The sequence below is a fragment of the Lentisphaera araneosa HTCC2155 genome, assembly GCF_000170755.1.
GTDB classification, from domain to species: Bacteria; Verrucomicrobiota; Lentisphaeria; order Lentisphaerales; family Lentisphaeraceae; genus Lentisphaera; species Lentisphaera araneosa.
This window is the reverse complement of record NZ_ABCK01000006.1, coordinates 127,549-146,030: the sequence shown is the minus strand read 5'-3', so window position 1 is coordinate 146,030 and position 18,482 is coordinate 127,549. Positions and strand designations below refer to the sequence as shown.

Annotated in this window: 12 protein-coding genes; 2 read left to right on the top strand and 10 right to left on the bottom strand. The window is 40.2% G+C overall.

Features of this window, described 5'->3' with window-relative positions:
• Nucleotides 1-4 precede the first annotated feature (4 nt).
• The 5 genes from LNTAR_RS07665 to LNTAR_RS07645 are packed head-to-tail and all read right to left on the bottom strand — an operon-like array spanning nt 5 to nt 3,119.
• Entirely contained in the window at nt 5-670 is a 666-nt protein-coding gene (locus tag LNTAR_RS07665) for a hypothetical protein (RefSeq protein ID WP_007278098.1), read from the bottom strand.
• Nucleotides 667-1,056: a type IV pilus modification PilV family protein gene (locus LNTAR_RS07660; RefSeq protein ID WP_007278097.1), complete on the bottom strand. Its 390-nt coding sequence runs from the start codon at nt 1,054-1,056 to the stop codon at nt 667-669. The genes LNTAR_RS07665 and LNTAR_RS07660 overlap by 4 nt, the downstream gene beginning before the upstream one ends.
• A complete protein-coding gene (locus LNTAR_RS07655) occupies nt 1,046-1,507 on the bottom strand; it encodes a type II secretion system protein (protein WP_007278096.1) in 462 nt (153 codons plus the stop codon). The genes LNTAR_RS07660 and LNTAR_RS07655 overlap by 11 nt, the downstream gene beginning before the upstream one ends.
• The gene (gene gspG, locus LNTAR_RS07650; RefSeq protein WP_007278095.1) at nt 1,507-1,908 is read right to left on the bottom strand and encodes a type II secretion system major pseudopilin GspG; all 402 of its coding nucleotides are present in this window, start codon (nt 1,906-1,908) and stop codon (nt 1,507-1,509) included. Before gspG ends, LNTAR_RS07655 begins: the two co-directional genes overlap by 1 nt.
• A 17-nt stretch (nt 1,909-1,925) precedes the next feature.
• Nucleotides 1,926-3,119: a type II secretion system F family protein gene (locus LNTAR_RS07645; protein ID WP_007278094.1), complete on the bottom strand. Its 1,194-nt coding sequence runs from the start codon at nt 3,117-3,119 to the stop codon at nt 1,926-1,928.
• A gap of 355 nt (nt 3,120-3,474) precedes the next feature.
• On the opposite strand from LNTAR_RS07645, the gene LNTAR_RS07640 reads away from it, so the two are divergent.
• Nucleotides 3,475-4,746, top strand: a complete 1,272-nt coding sequence (locus LNTAR_RS07640; protein WP_238527699.1) for an ISL3 family transposase — start codon at nt 3,475-3,477, stop codon at nt 4,744-4,746.
• 108 nt (nt 4,747-4,854) lie between these two features.
• Here LNTAR_RS07640 and LNTAR_RS07635 read toward each other — a convergent pair whose 3' ends face one another.
• A complete protein-coding gene (locus LNTAR_RS07635; RefSeq protein ID WP_007278093.1) occupies nt 4,855-5,667 on the bottom strand; it encodes a transposase in 813 nt (270 codons plus the stop codon).
• A gap of 1,114 nt (nt 5,668-6,781) precedes the next feature.
• Here LNTAR_RS07635 and LNTAR_RS07630 point away from each other — a divergent pair.
• The gene (locus LNTAR_RS07630; protein WP_007278092.1) at nt 6,782-7,471 is read left to right on the top strand and encodes a M48 family metallopeptidase; all 690 of its coding nucleotides are present in this window, start codon (nt 6,782-6,784) and stop codon (nt 7,469-7,471) included.
• A 432-nt stretch (nt 7,472-7,903) separates the two neighbouring features.
• On the opposite strand, the gene LNTAR_RS07620 is transcribed toward LNTAR_RS07630, so the two are convergent.
• The 4 genes from LNTAR_RS07620 to LNTAR_RS07605 form a co-directional block, all read right to left on the bottom strand.
• A complete protein-coding gene (locus LNTAR_RS07620; RefSeq protein WP_157473373.1) occupies nt 7,904-8,542 on the bottom strand; it encodes a hypothetical protein in 639 nt (212 codons plus the stop codon).
• Nucleotides 8,509-14,928: an RHS repeat-associated core domain-containing protein gene (locus LNTAR_RS07615; RefSeq protein WP_007278090.1), complete on the bottom strand. Its 6,420-nt coding sequence runs from the start codon at nt 14,926-14,928 to the stop codon at nt 8,509-8,511. Before LNTAR_RS07615 ends, LNTAR_RS07620 begins: the two co-directional genes overlap by 34 nt.
• A gap of 18 nt (nt 14,929-14,946) precedes the next feature.
• Nucleotides 14,947-15,729 carry a hypothetical protein gene (locus LNTAR_RS07610; RefSeq protein ID WP_007278089.1) on the bottom strand — a complete coding sequence of 261 codons (783 nt, stop codon included), beginning with the start codon at nt 15,727-15,729 and terminating at the stop codon, nt 14,947-14,949.
• Nucleotides 15,730-16,295: 566 nt separating this feature from the next.
• Nucleotides 16,296-18,437: a sulfatase-like hydrolase/transferase gene (locus LNTAR_RS07605; RefSeq protein ID WP_007278088.1), complete on the bottom strand. Its 2,142-nt coding sequence runs from the start codon at nt 18,435-18,437 to the stop codon at nt 16,296-16,298.
• Nucleotides 18,438-18,482 lie beyond the last annotated feature (45 nt).

Here is an 18,482-nt window from a genome sequence, read left to right as displayed (position 1 = left end):
CCCTTCATTTGAGTTCCACTCCGTTTTGCCATTGGCCCAAGCGTTCATAACGACCGTTACCAGATGTACGCCACATGAAGTTTTCCGAAACTCCGTTTTGCCAATTAACTTTCACCCAAACCGCTAAGGGAAGATCAACGCGAAGTTCGTCCCACTCAGCCTGCCACTCAGGCAACAAATCAGCTTGGTTTTCACCCGCCGTTAATTCGTGCTCAATTCCTGCATACGATAATTCCACACTATCGACTTCTCGGGCTAAGATTGAGTACAAAGTTTCATCTTCCACAAACTCGACTCCCTCAGTTAAGGGCCGCATTTGATAACGCACCACTAACTGAGCCTCATCATCCACATAGAGTTCGCAAAAACGAAATGCCCCGTCCTTAAAGTTTTTAACGCTTCCACGACTCACAAAACGCATGCTATCGGGAAGTCCCAAAAATAAATTTTGCTTACCTTCCTCTGCCTTCCACCAAAACGGCTTCATACTTGTGATCAGTCTCTGCAGCGTTTCATCCACACGAATAATTTCTTGGACGTGCTGATGGCGATCATTGACTGAATTATAAGTCGAAATTGAACCTACATTTAGGCTCACACCCGCGGCTGCCACTAAAGCAAATAAAGAGACAGAGATAAGCATTTCTAGGAGAGTGAATTTTTGTTTCATTGCACGAGCTCCACGGGAAGAAATTTGCTCACGTAAGTCTCGTCAATCACTTCGTCTTTGTAATAAAGCTGAACCCAATACTTCTTGAGTGTCCAGCGTCCCTCAGTCTGATCCTCGCTCTGCTCCAATAATTCATGTTCATCAATAAGTTCACAGCTCGCAGAGTAATCTTCTGGCAATAATTCTACTGGTTCAGGGGCATCAGCTCCCCACAAGAGATAATATTCACAGGCGAGAGATTTTAGATGCGCCCGCCCCCACTGACTCTCACCCTCATACACCATATTTGCGGACTGCGCACTTATTTTAGAATAAAGCACAGCCCCGGCGGATAGAATAACTGTCGCCAAAAGCACTTCGATTAAACTGAAATTTTTATTCTTCATCGATTATCAACTGGCTATTGAGGCGATCGACCTGGATAATAAAAGTGGACTTATCAGCTCCCACGACAAATTCAGTGCCCGTTGCTTCACCATCGGGATAAAATACAAAAGCTTCCTCAAGCTCTGTTGCCCACGTGCACGTCTCTGGGAGTGAAATAGCTTCCTCTTCAAAGTCCTGTGCTGCTTCAGAATTTTCCTTATTGATGGAGTCGAGAAAATCGATGCGAATTTGTTTTTTACCCTCATCGTCTTCAAAGTTTAACGCCACTGCACGGCCAGACATCTTAGCTTTTAAGCGAGCTTCAGCAAAGGATTTAATGATTTGGTTTTTCACTACGACGCGGTCAACAGGTCCATAAGAACCTGAAAAACGCTTGAGAACTACCACCGAAACCATCGCTATGATTCCGATAACTATCAGTAACTCAAGAAGTGAAAAACTTTTACGCATTAACGCTTGATTTCAGGCACAATAATATCGGCGTTTGGACCTTCACCACCTGGCTGGCCATCGGCACCATAGGACATCAACTGAAAACCATAACGATTATTCGAAGTCTTTTCATAAATAATGGCATTATTCCACTGATCCACGGGGACACTATCGGCCTGCTGCTTCCAGCCTTTTAGGTCACGCGTATTTTCAACGAGTTCATCCAGTGCTTCAGGAAGTTGTCCCGTATTCAGCTTAAATAAATCAATCACACCCGTGAGGTTACTTAACTCAGATTGTGTGAGGTTCACTTTGGCTTCATCACCCTTACCGAGTATGCGGGGTGCGACAATCGCGACAATCGCAGAGATAATCGTCACAACAATAATAATTTCGATCAATGAAAATGATTTTTTCATGTGTTTTCCTTTTGTATTTAAGCTAAATTTGTAAGATCTGAGATGGCCAAGAACATCGTAATGACAATGAGGCCCACCGAACCGCCCAGAAAGATCATCACCAGCGGTTCAAAAGCGCTAAGAAAGTTTTTTATGGTTTGTTTGAGGGATTTTTCATAGGCTTCCGCAACGCGCTCCACCATTTCGTCTATCTTCCCTGTCTCTTCCCCAACGGTAAACATTTTTCCCGTTGTCCCTGAAATATAATCAATGCTGCTAAGAGCGGATGATAAACTCTTGCCTTGTCGAAGTTGTGCTGGCAACTGACTAAAATCTTGACGAATCTGACTATTATTGATCACTTTTTCTGAAATCTGTACTGCCTTCAACATGTGCACTCCATTGCCAATCATAATTCCCAAAGTTCGAAAAAAAGTGCTCAGCTCAGCGGTCACAATGAATTTGCGTAAAAAGGGGATTTTCAAAAAGAGTTGGTCTTTGATTTCTTTTAAATTCTCACTCTTTAAAAAGTAAATAAAACCCGCAAGGGCTAGCAGAGTCGAAACACCAAGAATCGCAAAATTATCCTTCAAAAAGAATGACACATCAAACAAGATCGCTGCCAAGCCACTTGGCTCCGTTTTTGCCTTAGCAAAGGTCTGGGCAAACTGTGGCACAATAAATGCCAACATAAACACGAGCACCGAGAGACTTATAAAACCTACAATCAAAGGATAAACACTGGCGGAAATTACATAAGAACGCGTTTCTTTTTTCTCTTGCAAGTAAATGTGCAAACGTTCCAACACCGCACTCAAAGTTCCCGACTCTTCACCCACCATGACGAGGTGTGTGTAAATCTTTGGGAAAAACTCAGGACGATCACCCACTAAAACCGAGAATTTCTGCCCCTCGTGCAAGCCTTGGCGCAAATGGCCCACAAAAGCTCGGCCATGTTCATTCTCTAAACTCTCTTCTATAATTTCTAAACTGCGCTCTAAAGTCACTCCAGCTTTTAGCAAGGAAGATAAGTTTTCAGTAAACTCCTCTAACTTAATCCCCTTACTCGATGAAAAACGTGCCTTGCCTTTTTGTCCCTCCCCCAAATAAGCCAAATAAGTCATTTGCTGACTACGCAAACGGCCCAAGGCCGAATCACGACTTTGGGCATCTATCGAAACTTCCTGCTGAGCACCAGAAGAATCGAGAACTTTAAAACGATGTAGCGGCATTAAACTTATTCTCTATTTGGCTTACAGAATATATATACGACAAAAACAACTCCTTTCTTACTAATCGCAAAAAATCCCTTAATCTTTCACAAGGAGCTAAAAATACATTTTTTTATCATTTTTTCTCCCTCATAAAGGACAAAAAATGCTTAAGGCTTGCTAGTTCTTTAACTTAAAATTCGTATTTTCAAGAAAACACCCATCATCAGCTCGACTTTACAGCTCTTCATTGATTTAAGTCTTATTGATTAAACCTTTTAGAATCAAACGCTTACTTATTTCTTTTGGGTTCTTTCTCATTTTTTGTGGATAGATGCTCCAAGGAGTATTGTTAAGCTTATCAAAATAGGAGCTAATGATGACCGAACAACTTTTTGCAGAAATGTTAAATCTCGGGGATAAATGGGAAGTTAGTAAACTAGAAGTTTTGGCAGAGCAATCATGTATTGAAGTGACAATTAAAGATACAGCTAAACTTTTAGAAGGTATGGAATGCCCTTGTTGTAAGAGAACCGATTTAATTATAAAAGATCATGCAAATGAAAGGCTATGGGATCATCTACAAATGTGGACTTATAAAACTGTATTAAAATGCCGATTGCCTCGTGCCCTTTGTAAATCCTGTAAAAAAACGTGGACAATTCGAGCTCCTTGGGAAGGTGTCAATAAACATTCCAGTAAAGACTTTGAGGCATTAGCCTTGACCCTCATGCGTCATATGCCCGTGTCAAAAGTAGGTAAATTAATGAAAGTTGATGATCAAAAATTATGGAGGATTCTAAGAGTATATATTGATAAAGAACGGGCCAAACTTGACTGGAGTGAACTCACGAGAATTGGAGTAGATGAGTTGAGTATCGCAAAAGGTCATCGTTATGTAAGTGTTTTTGTGGATATGGAAAACCATAGTGTTCTATTCGCTGCAGACGGCAAAGATGCACAAGTTTTTGAACAATTCACCGAGGAACTTTACCTGAAAGACGGTCACCCTCATGCAATTACTGAAGTTAGCATGGATATGAGTCCCTCTTATAAAAGTGGCGTTGATTCAAATATGCGCAATGCTCGTAAAGTATTTGACTACTTCCATATTGCACAAAACTTAAACAAAGCAATTGGCAAAGTTTGTTCCAGAGAGCGCCGTACAAAAGGTGATATTCGAAACCTCCTAAAAAAGCCTCGTTTATTTCAAAAGAACAGAGACAAACTCAAGGAAAAAGATCAGCAAACTATAGAAAAATTAAAAGAGCTGAACACTGCAACAGCCATGGCATACCAAATGCGCTTAAGTCTCCAAGATATTTTTAAAACGAAGTCCGAAATCAAAGCTTTGTTAGGGTTAAAAGCATGGATATCTTGGGTTCATAATGAAGCTGAAAAAGAAATGTGGAAATACTTTTTAAACCCTCTAAAGAAATTTGCCGAATCTCTTACAAAACATTTTGATGGAATTATTGCTCGATGGAGGCACGGAACAAGTAATGCTGTATTGGAAGGAATTAATTCCGTTTTCTCAGCAGTTAAAAGACGGGCCAGAGGGTTTAGATCTAAAGAATATCTAAAAATGATGCTCTATTTCACTAAAGGAAATTTAACTGGGATACCAAACCTCATCCCCTCAAAGTGAGAAAGAACCTTCTTTTGTTACAAATAGCAAAGTCTACTTTTATCCAAAGTAAGCTCTTTAGTGAAAAGTATAGTCAACATCGGATATTCTTCTGCAATGAGCATAAATTTACTCCAAAGCAACAGCTTCAGCAGCTGTCCACTTTTTCTTCTTCAGAAATAACTCATTCACAATCGTCCTATCTAATTTAGAAAAGTCACCTAATTCATACAACGCCCGACATATTAACTTGAGGCGAGCAGTATAAAGTGAAAAAACCTGCAGGTCAGTCATGTCCTGCAATCCTCCATTAAACTTTCTTAAGCAATAGATGAAACTTCTTTTTAAGCGCTCTCCTAAAGAATTTTTCTTATTAAAATCAGACCATGATGTGAACTCATACTCACTCGGTGTTTTGACCATTTGTGCTCGAACGGCATTCATTTCCACATACTGCATACAGTGTATTAATGATTTTGTATCTTTAAGTAAAACTGACTTAAAATTATGATTGAAAAGTTGACCTCTTCGACTTCGATCCCCCTGCTTATTGTACCATCGGGTAAAGCGTTTTTGTAAATTCCCCATGAAATCGCTTAAATCGTTTAAACGAAATCTAAAATTGCGCACTTCGCAACTTCGAGCATCCAAAGGGTATTTTCGTCCACGATACTTTTGCTCACGCAAGGCGAGCTCTTTTAGACTCAACTTAAATTCAAGATCTTTTTCTCGACAAATAATAAAATGAGCATGGGTACTCATGATGGTGTAACAGAGACATTTCAGTTCATAAATCTCTTCTAGCCAGAAAAATAAATCCTTTAAGCGACGTTTATGTTCTGCTTGAAAAGCATAATTACTATTCCCAAAGGTATTGTCAGGAACTTTGATTATTACATGATAAAAACTTAGATCACTTTCTGTATCCAAATAACGTTTCATTAAAGCTCTCCTTACTGATTAACTTTAATAAATACGCTAATATTTATTTGTGCAAATTTACTCGACAAATTCAGCTAGATAAATAAGGCATAAACTATTCAACAAAAATGGGATACATTATTTTTTATCTTTTCTGGGAAACTAATCCTCACTTGGAAAAGTCTGTTTTAGTTCTTCAAAATTTGTCCAATTTGTGCTTGTTGTCAGTTTAAACCATTCCCACAAAGATTCTGCAGAACTTGCATGGGAGTCGGTAAAGTTTCTGACTGTTCCTCGCGATAAAACCTGCATTAATATATTCTTATTGGACCAAACAACAACTAAAAATTCCCAATTTGGAAATTTAAGAATAGTCAATCTTATTCAATAAGCAAATCATATGATTTATTTTTTGTCTTTATCGCGTCAGCGCTTAGTGACGACCAGCGGGAGGCCAAGGCATTAGAATCAGCTAAAAAGAAAAAAGTACCGACGTTTTAAGTGTCGATACTTTTTCTGTAAGTTGTTGATTTTATTTAGTCTATAAACTTTTTTTAGTTTTCTGAGAAAGGCTCATCCATTGGGGGCTTTTGCTTAAGGGTTTAAAAAAAGTACCGACGTTTTTAATGCCGATACTTTTTCTATAAGTTATTAATTTAATTAAACCTATGAACTTTTTTTAGTTTTCTGAGAAAGGGTCATCTCTCTCACGAAGTACTCCTACTTCACAACACTCGCTGTAATAACGAGGAAAGGTTGCCAAAATGTTTTAAAAGCTTTGGGGGCTTTTGCTTAAGGGTTTAAAAAAAGTACCGACGTTTTTAATGCCGATACTTTTTCTATAAGTTATTGATTTAATTCAACCTATGAACTTTTTTTAGTTTTCTGAGAAAGGGTCATCTCTGAGAAAGGGTCATCTCCGTTGAGGATTACCTTGTTTTATACGGTGATTTTGAAGAAGGTTCTACTTATCAATTAGTTAAAACAGGTAAATCTATTTCCATTAGAGTTGATGTCGATAAAATAAATCCCATGGATGAGAGTTTTGATACTAGAAGTGCCTATTCAGCCTTAAGTGAAGCTTCAAAGCTTAAGGAATATTGGGAAAGCATTAGAAACGATTAATGATTAACTAATGCAATATACTATTCTAAAGAAACCCAACCGAAAGACTGCAAAAGTCATAGTCGCTCCCGATAATTCAGTAAGTATCCTTGCTCCCGATAATCTAAGTGATGATGAAATTGATAAGATCATTCAAAAGAAACGACTTTGGATTCTCAAGAAAAAAGCTCTGAATAATGAGGTTAGAAAACCCGCTAAAAGTAAAGAATACGTATCGGGTGAATCCTTTACTTATCTTGGCCGTAACTACCGCTTAAAGGTCTTAGAAGGTGATTATAAGCCTACCTCTTATGAGAGTGCAAGATTATGTGTATCAGTGCCAAAAGAAGCTAATAATGCGCACAAAGAAGAGTTTATTCGTGAATCAATTATCAATTGGTATAGAGAACATGCTCTAACCAAATTTAAGCAAAGAGCTAAGAAGTATAGCACACTTCTTAATGTTAAGCCCAAACAGATAAAGCTAGGTAATTTCAAAAGCCAGTGGGGATCATGCCACCAAGATAAAACAGTAGTCTTCAACTGGAAGGTCATCATGGCTCCAATTAGTATTGTGGACTATGTAGTAGCTCATGAATTATGCCATCTCATTCATCACGATCACTCCAAAGACTTTTGGAGATTATTAAGTAAAATCATGCCCGATTATGCCGAACGAAAAGACTGGTTAAGGATTAACGGAGCTTATTTGGAGCTGTAGTCCCCAATATTACCCCAAAAACTTTTACACCACCTGTATGAACCACACTGGATCTCACTGTAACTCACACATAGTTTTTGTACTTAAAACGGCTATTTGACCGTGGTTTTAAGTGGGTTCAAGTCCCTCTTCCACTATCAATAAGCTTATCACGTCCTCACAACCCCATCAAAAACACCTCAACCCACAAACCCCACCACGCACACACTTAAACCCCATCAAACCGCCTTTAAAACGCTTTAAACCCATTTCATTTTTAAAACCATCTAAACACAAAAAAAGGCAACCCTTCCTCACGAAGTACTCCTACTTCACAACACTCGCTGTAATAACGAGGAAAGGTTGCCAAATTGTTTTAAAAGCTTTGGGGGCTTTTGCTTAAGGGTTTAGAAAAAGCACCGATGGTTTTGGGGGTGATACTTTTTCTGTAAGTTATTTGGTGGGTTGGTCTTCATCGGTTTTAGTTTTTGGAGGGAGAGATTTAACTTCTGACTTATTTTTATTGTCTCCTACAATTTCTCCTTCTATCTGAGATGATTCTACCAATTGTTTTAACTCAGGGTACGAATATTGCATATACTTAATTTGTCGCTTTATATCTTTTGTAGGATTTTTGATTTTTAGAAGTGCATCAAAGAAAATAAGGTACGCTTTCTTATCTCTAAATGTTCCATAATAACTTGTCTTACTATACTCACCGTTAGGCCAAACTATATAATCACCTTTGGTTTTAGATTTATGTATGATTAATTCATAGCCATAATTACCTAAAGAAATTGTCCAATAGTTCTCTTCGGATTGATTGAAAACTATATAACTAATTGATTCACTACTTCGAGGGTAAACACTTCTATCAAGATGTGATTTGAGTTTACTTTTTAGATTTGATTCGGAAAAATTGTAGTCGGTTAGTTTCAAACACCTCTTATTATCATCTAACATTTTACTACTATCTTTTTCAAATATTATATATTCACAAAAAGTAAATACTTCTGTAGCATAAACATGATAAGATAAGAAAAAAATAGTTAATATAGTTATTTTTTGCAATTTAACACAAAATCTCTGCATAAGCTACCTCCACAATCTTTAGCACTTTTTTGTAAACGACCACTTGGACCAGGTTTTCTCCAAGTAGAGCATATAACTGCAAATCTTACGTTTTTACAGCATCCCCCTTCTTTTTTACAAAATGATTTCGCATGACGTATAGCCTTCTTCACTGCAATCTTAATAGCTTGTTTAACAAATTTACAATGTAAATAGCCGTTATCTTCCTGTTTAGTGTATGTGAAGTTTCTCAGTAGTTTATCAAATGCACCTACCATTCCCCCAATTTGATTTTTTTCGGGTACACTCTCATTATTACCATCAGGGTGGCAACTAACCGCACCCATTGCATCACATTGTTTAGGGTTTTGCTTATCGATCCATCTACCAGTTTCATAATGGTGTCCTACGAAAATCCTAACTTGACACTTTGTCCCACTCGGATCAACACTTAAAAATTGAGCAAAATACCCCGCATATAAACTCGCACCATCCACATAACCCAATGGATCCCTACTCACAAACCTACCCATTTCAGTATCAAAGTACCTTGCTCTAAAGTACCAAAGGTCACTTTCCATATCATATCTACGACCAGTGAAGCCATAGTCTGTTTTTAGCATAGTGGAAGTTTGATCTATCTCAGTTCCATTGGAGTCGTAGGCAGTACGTTCACCATAGGGACTGTAGGCATAGTATTCTACAAGTGCTCCGTTGGAGTCAGTTAAGCCTCTGAGGTTGTATTGACGATCTTGGTGAGCGTAGAGGGTATTTGAAATGCCTTCGGCAGGGATGATGGCGATGAGTTCGTCCACATAGGTGCCCCAGACGTACTTGCGGTGAGCCACCGCGGGCAGTAAAGCTCCAGTGTTCCCATCAACAAATAAATCAAATTCCATGCAGACTTTTTGATCACAGAGGACATAGAGGGTTTTTGAACCATCTAAATGAGACTTAGAGAGACGACGGCCTAGGGCGTCGTATTCATAGCTTGGTGCATCTGCAGGATCCATCCCTGAGTAAAGAATCGACTGGAGATGATTATCAATATCCCAAGTGAGGGTTGAACCATACTTATTAGTAGTGAGGTTACCTTTGGCATCGTAGCTGTATGATGCCGGCGAGCCGCCGGCGCTCCCAGTAAGTTCGTGTACGCCATTATGCGTACGAGTATCAGTCAAACCATTGCGAGTGACGGATGACCAGTTACCAATGAGGTCGAGGTTCCATGACATTGATGATGCCGGCGAGCCGCCGGCGCTCCCAGAACGAGTCCATAGTGAGAGACGATCTTCATTGTCGAAGGCTGCCGTCCATGATAATGCCGAGTTGGAGCTCGGCGCTCCTTGGACGGTTTCTCCGGTGACGTTTTTGTTGGCGTCGTAAGCGTAGGTGAAGGATAATGCCGAGCTGGAGCTCAGCGTTCCCAGGGTATTGTCGTCATTGTAAGTGCGGTCTGTGGTGATCGCATTGCCGTATTCACGGGAAGCTTCTCGCATTGAGGCGTCGTATGTAAAGTCCACTACTGATGCGGGCGAGCCGCCCGCGGTCCCAGCGTAGGAGAGGCCTTCGAGGAGATTGCGGTCAGTGTAGGTCTTGTTGAGAACCGTGCCATCTGGGTATGTGCAGGAAGTTACACGATTAGCTACGTCGAAAGTGTGGGAGATTGTAAAAGAAGCCGGCGAGACGCCAGCGCTCCCAGAATGTGTTTGTGTTTCGCTCAAACGTCTACCTGCCTGGTCATAAGTGTAAGAAATAGTGTTACTATAACGACCCTTGGTGGCTGAAACAAGTCTGGAGGCGTCATCGTAGGTGAAGGTATCCGACGTGTTGTCGGAGTAATCACGATTGAGCATACGAGAAACCATATCGTAAGTATAAGTTACTGTATCTCCGAGTTGATCCGTCACTTGGGCTTTACGACCGAGGGCATCATAAACGGTACTTACAGTTGTTGAACCACCGGCACTTCCGGCTGGGTAGATAGTGGATGTTTGCAGATTACGTAGATCATAAACATAAGTTGTGACTGACGCCTGTGCATCGGTAATGGATGTGAGGTTATTATTGGCATCGTAAGCAAAAGTCGTTGTTCCGCCAATGCGATCAGTTTGAGAGATCTTACGATTACGAAGGTCATAGACGTATGTAGAAGTTTGGCCCTTTGCATCGGTGACTGAGACAAGGTTATTGTTGGCATCAAAGACTTTTGTGGTCGTTGAACCAGCGGTATCCACACAAGAGACATCGCGATTGCGAGCGTCGAAGATACAGTCTTGGCCGACACCAGAGGCATCGCGGTAAGAAATGCGGTTGGAATTCGCGTCGTAGGAAGCTGTGGAGATGTTTCCTAGGGCATCGACTGATTCTTGTACACGGCCCGCGCCATCGGCACGAGATTTTGAGGTATTATTAAGGGCATCGATGGAGGCTGTTTCCACGAGACCATTTGCGGAAATCGCATCGTAGGCTGTGGTATTCCAAGTAATCACTGAATAATTGGATGGCTCAAGAATGGCGGAAGCGACTGAGCGACCGAGGCCATCGGAGATCTGTACCGAGAGTTCACCAGCAGGATTTTGCACCATGACGGCTGAGCCATCAGATGCCGGCGAGCCGCCGGCGCTCCCAGGAATAACAATACCGTCGGCTGCGAGTTCCGCAATAATTGAGGCGAGTTCAGGGTGGCCCGTGACTTCATCAAAGTAGGTATAGAAAGTCGTTAAGCCTTGGGCTGAGTCGGTAGCGATTGGCACATTATTGGGGTCAACGTAGCCAAGAGGCTGAAGCCAAACCGTTTGGGCGACCATGCGATTGCGTGAGTCATAGAGGCGTGTGGTCTCGGTGAGAGTTTTAGCATTGATTGGATCGTGGTAAGTTCCTGCGTGAGCAAGTACGTCTTCCACTGCAGCTGAGTGCGTAATGTTGCCGTAAAAGTCATTATTGGTGATTGTTCCGTTACCTGCTTGGTCGATATTGGCTTGAGGACGACCACAGCATTGGTGCCACACAGATTGGCTAAAGTTACCTTTATAATCCGTCACCGTGTTTTGACGTTTGTCATCGTAGTAAGTGTAGTAGGAAGTCGCGGCGTCGGAAGTGCTTGCTGCCACAGTTTGCGAAGCCATAAGGTTACGGGCAGTGTAAGTCATTTCTGTACGAATGCCACGAGGGTCAATTGATGCTGTGACATTGGAGTTGGCATCGTATTCGCGAGAAGTAGAAGCTTGAACGCTTGAACCGACAGCTTGTGTTGAAGCAATCATACGACCTCGTGAGTCGTAAACCATCTCATGACGAATGCCACGGGGATCAATAGTCGCAGTCGTTAAACCTGTGGCATCAAGCTCATAGTCGGTGATCATAAATTTAGCATTTAATTGTGAGTCACGAGTACGACTTAAAATAAACCCCTCACCGCCTACTGAAGGTAAGTAATTATTCCAAGTTGTCTTTAAAGTTCTGATTAGTTTAGAATCGCTTTCTCTATAAGCATAAAAAGTACTATGGCCATAGGGTGATTTATCTTGTAAGAGTTTATTGTTTTTATAGACTTTTTCAGAAGTAAGTACGATGCCGTTTTTGGGGTAACGATTGGTTTTTACAATACGTTTGCGGTAGTCATACTCGTATTCTTTTTTCTCACCATTAATTGTACAAGACGCTTTTAGTTCCGTCCCCTGAACGTAGGTGCAGTTTTCAATTGATTGAAGATTAGGTGGATTTACTGTTTCTGATGAACCATCTGTATTCATAATCGAGTATGCTCTAATGGTCTGAATAGCACGGCCGAGTGAGTCGTAGGTATACTTGGTGGTGTTACCATTACGGTCCTTCGATTTTACAATGAGATTTGAATCTGCACCCGTTCCATAAATTCTTAACTCGGTTGATGCGTCGTTATAGGTAACTTTTATTACACGATCGCGATTATCGTATTCAAAGGCGGTTGTACGACCTAGAGCATCGGTAGATGATGTTTGACGACGTGCTGAATCATAGGTGTATGCAGCTTTAACAATTGAGCCAGAACCATTATCAGATGGTTCACGGATTTCGAGAATTTGGTTATTTTCATCATAAATATGTTCGGTCTTGTTGCCTTTGGCATCCCATTCGTAACGAAGAAGGTGTTGATTGATGTGACCCGCTGGATAATATTCGTAGAGATAGGTGGCGGTTTCGCTTGTCTCCTCAAATTCCTCGGAATAATCATCCGCAGTAGAAAGGTGAGTTAGCGCCGTGTCTGGGATAGCTATTTCCTGCTGATTTGAATCTAAGTCTAGTGTGTCTGGCCCCGTGTAAGTAATGTTTAAAAGTCCGAGTTCATCGTATTTTACATGGGTATAAAACTCGACACGAATTGAATGAAAACCCGAAGAAAGATTAATTGGAATACTTGAGTCCTTGCCCGCGTCTTCATCACTGGCTTTATTCCAAGCTTCATTATCGACTACTAATTGATCGTTAATATAGAGTTTTGCCCCACCCAAAGTGGTTTGTGAATAGAATGTGTAATCACCTGAATTGGTGATCTCTATTTGACCATCGAAAGAAAAAGCCATTTTGCCTTCACCATTATCGACATCTGAGTTGAAGTTGTGTTCAATGAATGAATCAAGTAAAGGAAGTCCTGCGAAGTCTGTAGGAAGCTGAGATTTACTACTATAAAAATATATCTTGGTATCCAAGCCAGGAAGATATTCTTGACCAACTAAGCCCTGCGGACTACAGCTGAGCCCGACTTTTTTACTGAGAAGATTACCCCAGTCATCATAAGTTTTTAGAGTTACTCGACCTTCGCGATCGCATTCTACTGTATCTTGTTGAAATTGATTTTTCTGCCATTTTTTGGAAGATCCATCAGCATAAGATTTTTTGGTTACAGATTTCTTGTCGTTGTATGCATAAGTATGGAACTCCCCTTTAATATTGCGGGCATAGGTTGGACGACTTTGAAAGTTGGCGGTAATAGATCCTTTTGTTTGAACAAATTTAGTTTCACTTTTAAAGTCAAAATCATAGTAGCCTGTATTTAAATCAATAGTATCGAAAGTCACCGTTGCATTAGGACCTAAGTAGCCATACCTATTGAATGTTGGGGTCACGTGCTTTATTTGTTGTCCACCTTCGTAAACAAGGCGATTGTTAATTTTATCTGGAGCTTCAAAATTTTGGTATGCCAGTTCTTCGTCATCACCTTTGGTCAGTTTGGTGATTAAGAGAGCTGCACTATTAAAGAAAACAACACCGTCTTGCCCGCTAGTATCGGCAACAAAGTTATTATCTAGATACACATGTTTGTTTCTGTGAGAAGCTTTTTCACCGGCTTCAAAAATAGAAAATTTTGTTAAATTATCCGATGTTACAGAAGTGGAAAAAGTTGAACTAGTACCATCGGGGTAATTGATAGATGAAATTGATCCTGTTTCTCCTGCCCCATAGTTGTATTGAATGGCAGATCCATTAGGCAATTGAATTGAAGAAACAACCCATTGAGAGTTCTTTTGTGTAGGGAAGTAAGTAAATGTAAGCTGACGATTATTATCATCGCTAATTGTTTCTATTTTTCTTTTTTCGCTAGGGTCATTTACCTGAGCATTTGCAGGAATTTGATAAGTTAAGTCTATACCGTAGCCACGCTGATCACGATAAGCGACAATACGCCCTTTTTTCATACCTTCTTCGACTTCATAGAGCTCGAAATGAAATGTGCGTTGACTTAGTGTGAAAACGACAGCTGTTTGAGCATCAATCATCGAGGTAGTAAGGTCACCGTTTGTGTCGTAAAGTTCCATGCGATCAGTTGTTTTAAGGTATGTATCCTTAAAGACATCGCCTTCTTTAAAATAACGGCGTACAGAAGTTTCGGCAGGCTCAAAAAAATCGATGCGCGTTTCTGGGTGAATGTCACCAACTTCAAATAGAGTTAAATTAGAATCCCAGTTAATAAATACACCGGGACCAAATGACCCCTGTTCCGACATATGTCTAAATTGGTGATAACGAACAATTCTTACCCCTGTTAGTGTATCTACTGGAGATGAGCTCCCACATGATGCACATGCTGTAGTTCCACTAGCAATACTGAAATCAGTTACATTGTGAATGTAGTTGTAAGTGAGGTTATCGATGATACTCCCGCCTGAGTTTGAACATGTATCTGGAGCTTCGTCATCTTCTTCATCTGTGCCGTCATCCTCTGTATCGTCACAACCAGGATCGTCTGGATCTTCATCGCCGCCTGACTCATCGCCGCCTGACTCATCTCCTCCAGAGCTACCATCACAGCCACCACCATTGCCACCACCCGTGACATTACAGCATAATTTTTTTGGTCCTGCTGACAAAGTTAATTGACTGAATGTAGCTAATAAAAGAATTATTAGACCTATTTTTTTAATCATTTCCATTTCCTCTTTATTCTATTTTTTAAAAGTTGTATTAACAATAAATTTTAGTTGACCTTTACAGGTGGGGCCACTTGCTAGTAATTTTGTATCTGCAATAGTTCCTGGCATGCCGTAAAAAGTGAATTTAGCTTCGCCATTGATATCGGCTTCTATAGTCTGATGAGTTAAGCCATTACCTAATTTACCCAAATCGAGGCTTGTAAGTGAAATTGGCATATTGGGCTCACCTTGGACAACTATGTGGGTAAAATTGCCCTGTTCGACTTCCTGATAGTAATGTGATAAACGCTTGAGTGTATACTTTGAACTACTATCACTTTGGTAAACTCTAGCAGGCTCAGCAGTTGATAGGTATTGTTTTTTATATTCTTTATCATTTAAGTAACGATTCTTTTCAAAAGGAAGGGGTTTAGCTAAGAGTGACAACTGAGTCGCATTTTCTTTAGGATCCTTGGCCGCCTCTACTGCACTTGCGAGCTGAGGGCTAGCGGCAATTTCTTGATTCGTAGTTGCAGGAGTTAAGCCATAGCCCTCTTCTAAGGCTTTATAATTTGTCTTTGCATAGGCTGTACCCGCAGGGTTTGCTGATTTATTATTAATTGAAGACGTCTTACTTGAATCTTCCGATTGTTTTAGACTGGTGTTGTCAATATTAACAATTGCAGAATTATCGTCAATTTTATTTGTGTTTGATTTAGCTGATGGTTCATTTTGCTTGATGGGATTTTTCTGCATCAAGTTGTATGAAACTATAATTGCGGCAAGCGCAATAGTGGGTATGAGTATTTTCCTCATGGTATCTCCAGTAATTTATAAAATTACCGAGTAAGTATCATTTAGTGCTGAAAATAATAGGCTTGAATTGTTAATGTAAAGTTAAGATGTGTCATGTTTTAGACTTTAAAATTAAATTGCATAAAGCTTTGTCATAAAAGGATTTTCACTGTTAAGATGTACTGTAGCATTCGATAACACGCGCGCTCTTGATTTTTAAAAATACTAAAATTTGATGGTAGGGGATGAATCACTACTAATAAAAGGAGACAAGAGCTAAATAAGAGCGATATAGCTCAAGATTACCTGTGCCTTATTAGCCCTTATTGTGCCGTGAATTGAGGCCACCAATCACCTGAAATTTATGTTATGTAGCTTCTTCAAAGTCTATTTTTGATGAAAAATAAATAGCGTCATGGATAAGTTTATAATCGTGGATTTTTATATAAATAAGATAACTTCAAGCATAGCGATTTTAGACCCAGAGGGATGTTATCATAAAAGTGAAAATATGACTCTAGAAGGGACTAAATATACTGATTTATGACCTTACTTTTACACTTTTAAGCATGCTTATGAGTGATGGCTTAATCGTTTACTTTAATATTTAAGTTCATTTCTTGAGCTGGATTAAATCCGTCGCTTACTGCAATGACAAATTTATTGTCCCCTAGGTTATCAGAGCTTGGTGTGCCAGTTAGTTTGCAATTTGAGTTATTTACCAAACTCAACCATGAGGGGCCAGACACAATAGAATAGCTCAAAGTATTGCTATCGCTATCCGATGCGGCCCAGTTCATAAAGCTTGAGAACTGGGTGTTTTGAGTGGCTATTTTAGTGTATGATTGTTTGGTCCATTGTGGAGGAAGATTTATTCCATCTACAGTTATGATTAAGGAAACATTTACGGGTGCGTTATATGAGTCTGAAACGGCAATGACAAAAGTGTTATCGCCAATATGCTCTATACTTGGGGTGCCGTTTAATTTACCTAAACTTGAATTCGCCATTGTCAACCATGAAGGGCCAGATACGATGCTATACAGCAAGGCATCTTGGTTTGGGTCAGAAGCAGCCCAATTTAAGAAAACAGTAAAATCTGTGTTGGCATCAGCGGTACGATTTATAGTCGATTTAGTCCATACTGGGGCATCGTTTTGTTGTGGTGCTGGTATAGGATTTGAGGCTTTGAGTACTTCGCAGCCATTGCACTCTGATTCACTTCTCATGATTTCTGAAAGAATATGCATGGTTTGAGCGAGTTCATAGGAGTTATCTTGGGCAATATTCTGAGTTTCATCTGGGTCATGCAGGTAATCATAGAGATCTTGGGCAACTACTTCACCATCTTTAATCCACTCAATGTAGCGGTAATCTTCGGTTCTATATGCATATCCGATAGCTCCATTTTTTGGATAAATCGTACTGACGGCACCGATTTGGACTAGGGCCGTTGGATCGTTTAATATTGGGATGAGGCTTTTGCCTCTAAGAGGGCGTCCAGTAACTTGTGTCGAGTTGAGTGGTTGTTGAGGTTGAGCCAAACCATTCATGGCACATAAAGTTGGATATAAATCTAAAAATGTAGTTGGCGATTGAGTTGTTTGACCACCTGGATAAGCTGGTGCAGAAATGATTAATGGTGAGCGAGTAGATTGTTCTAAAACTGTATGTTTACCCCAACGATTATGATCGCCCAAATGGAAACCATGATCGCCCCATAAAACAATAATTGTATTGTCACTTAATTTTAGATTCTCAAGTTCATCAAGAAGTACACCAATCAATGCATCGACATGAGAAACGCATGCATAGTAGCCATGGATTAGTTCTTTTTGCTCTTCATGAGAAAAGGTTTCTGAAGTGAGGGGAATTGCGAGGCCACTTGCATCAGTTTGAAAGTAATATTTATTTCTGAGTTCTTCAACACTATTCATGACGTAGCCACTATCGTTTAGAATTGCACCTTGGTGATTAGCTGGAGAAAAATCATCGCGATTATATAAGTCCCAGTATTTTTTTGGAGCCACAAAAGGTAGGTGAGGTTTTTTGAAGCCAACTCCGAGAAAAAATGATTTGTCATTTGTGGCTAAATCGTTGAGTAAAACAAGCGCTTCTTCGAGCACTTTGCCATCTGGAAAGGCTGAGTCGACATCATCTATACTCTCGGTGGCTTTTTTCATGACCGTATTGCTTGTCCCCTGCTTAATTGCCGTGGGGCCTTGGTGTCCAGGGCCTGCTTTGACATAGGGAATTGACCATGAAGCTGGGTCGTCAACATCGTTGCCATCGTCATTTACTGTGCCATCTGCATTAACTGAACCGACACAGCGATTGTCGTTTAGCTTTCCGGTAGCAGCAGTTTCGTAACCGTTATTTTTAAAGTGTTGCGGTAGGGTAATTAGATCCTTGAGTTGGGCATTTTTATTTGAACGCATTTTAATAAAAGAGGTAACACCTGTTTCCTCTGGCATAAGGCCTGTCATTAAACTTGCTCGCGATGGCCCGCAAACGGCAAATTGACTGTGATTATTCATAAATACGGTGCCTTGAGCTGCAAGGCGATCGATGTTTGGAGTAAGAACAGTGGAGTCACCGTAACAGGCTAAAATTGGCTTGAGGTCATCTACAGCAATAAAGAGGATATTCTTTTTTGTTTGAGCATTTATGCTATTTACAGCAAGAAAAGCTATTAGCGCACGAACGATCTTATTTATTTTTACATTCATATATTTCTCTTTGAATTCATTTATTTAGTGTTTGGAGAAAGTCAG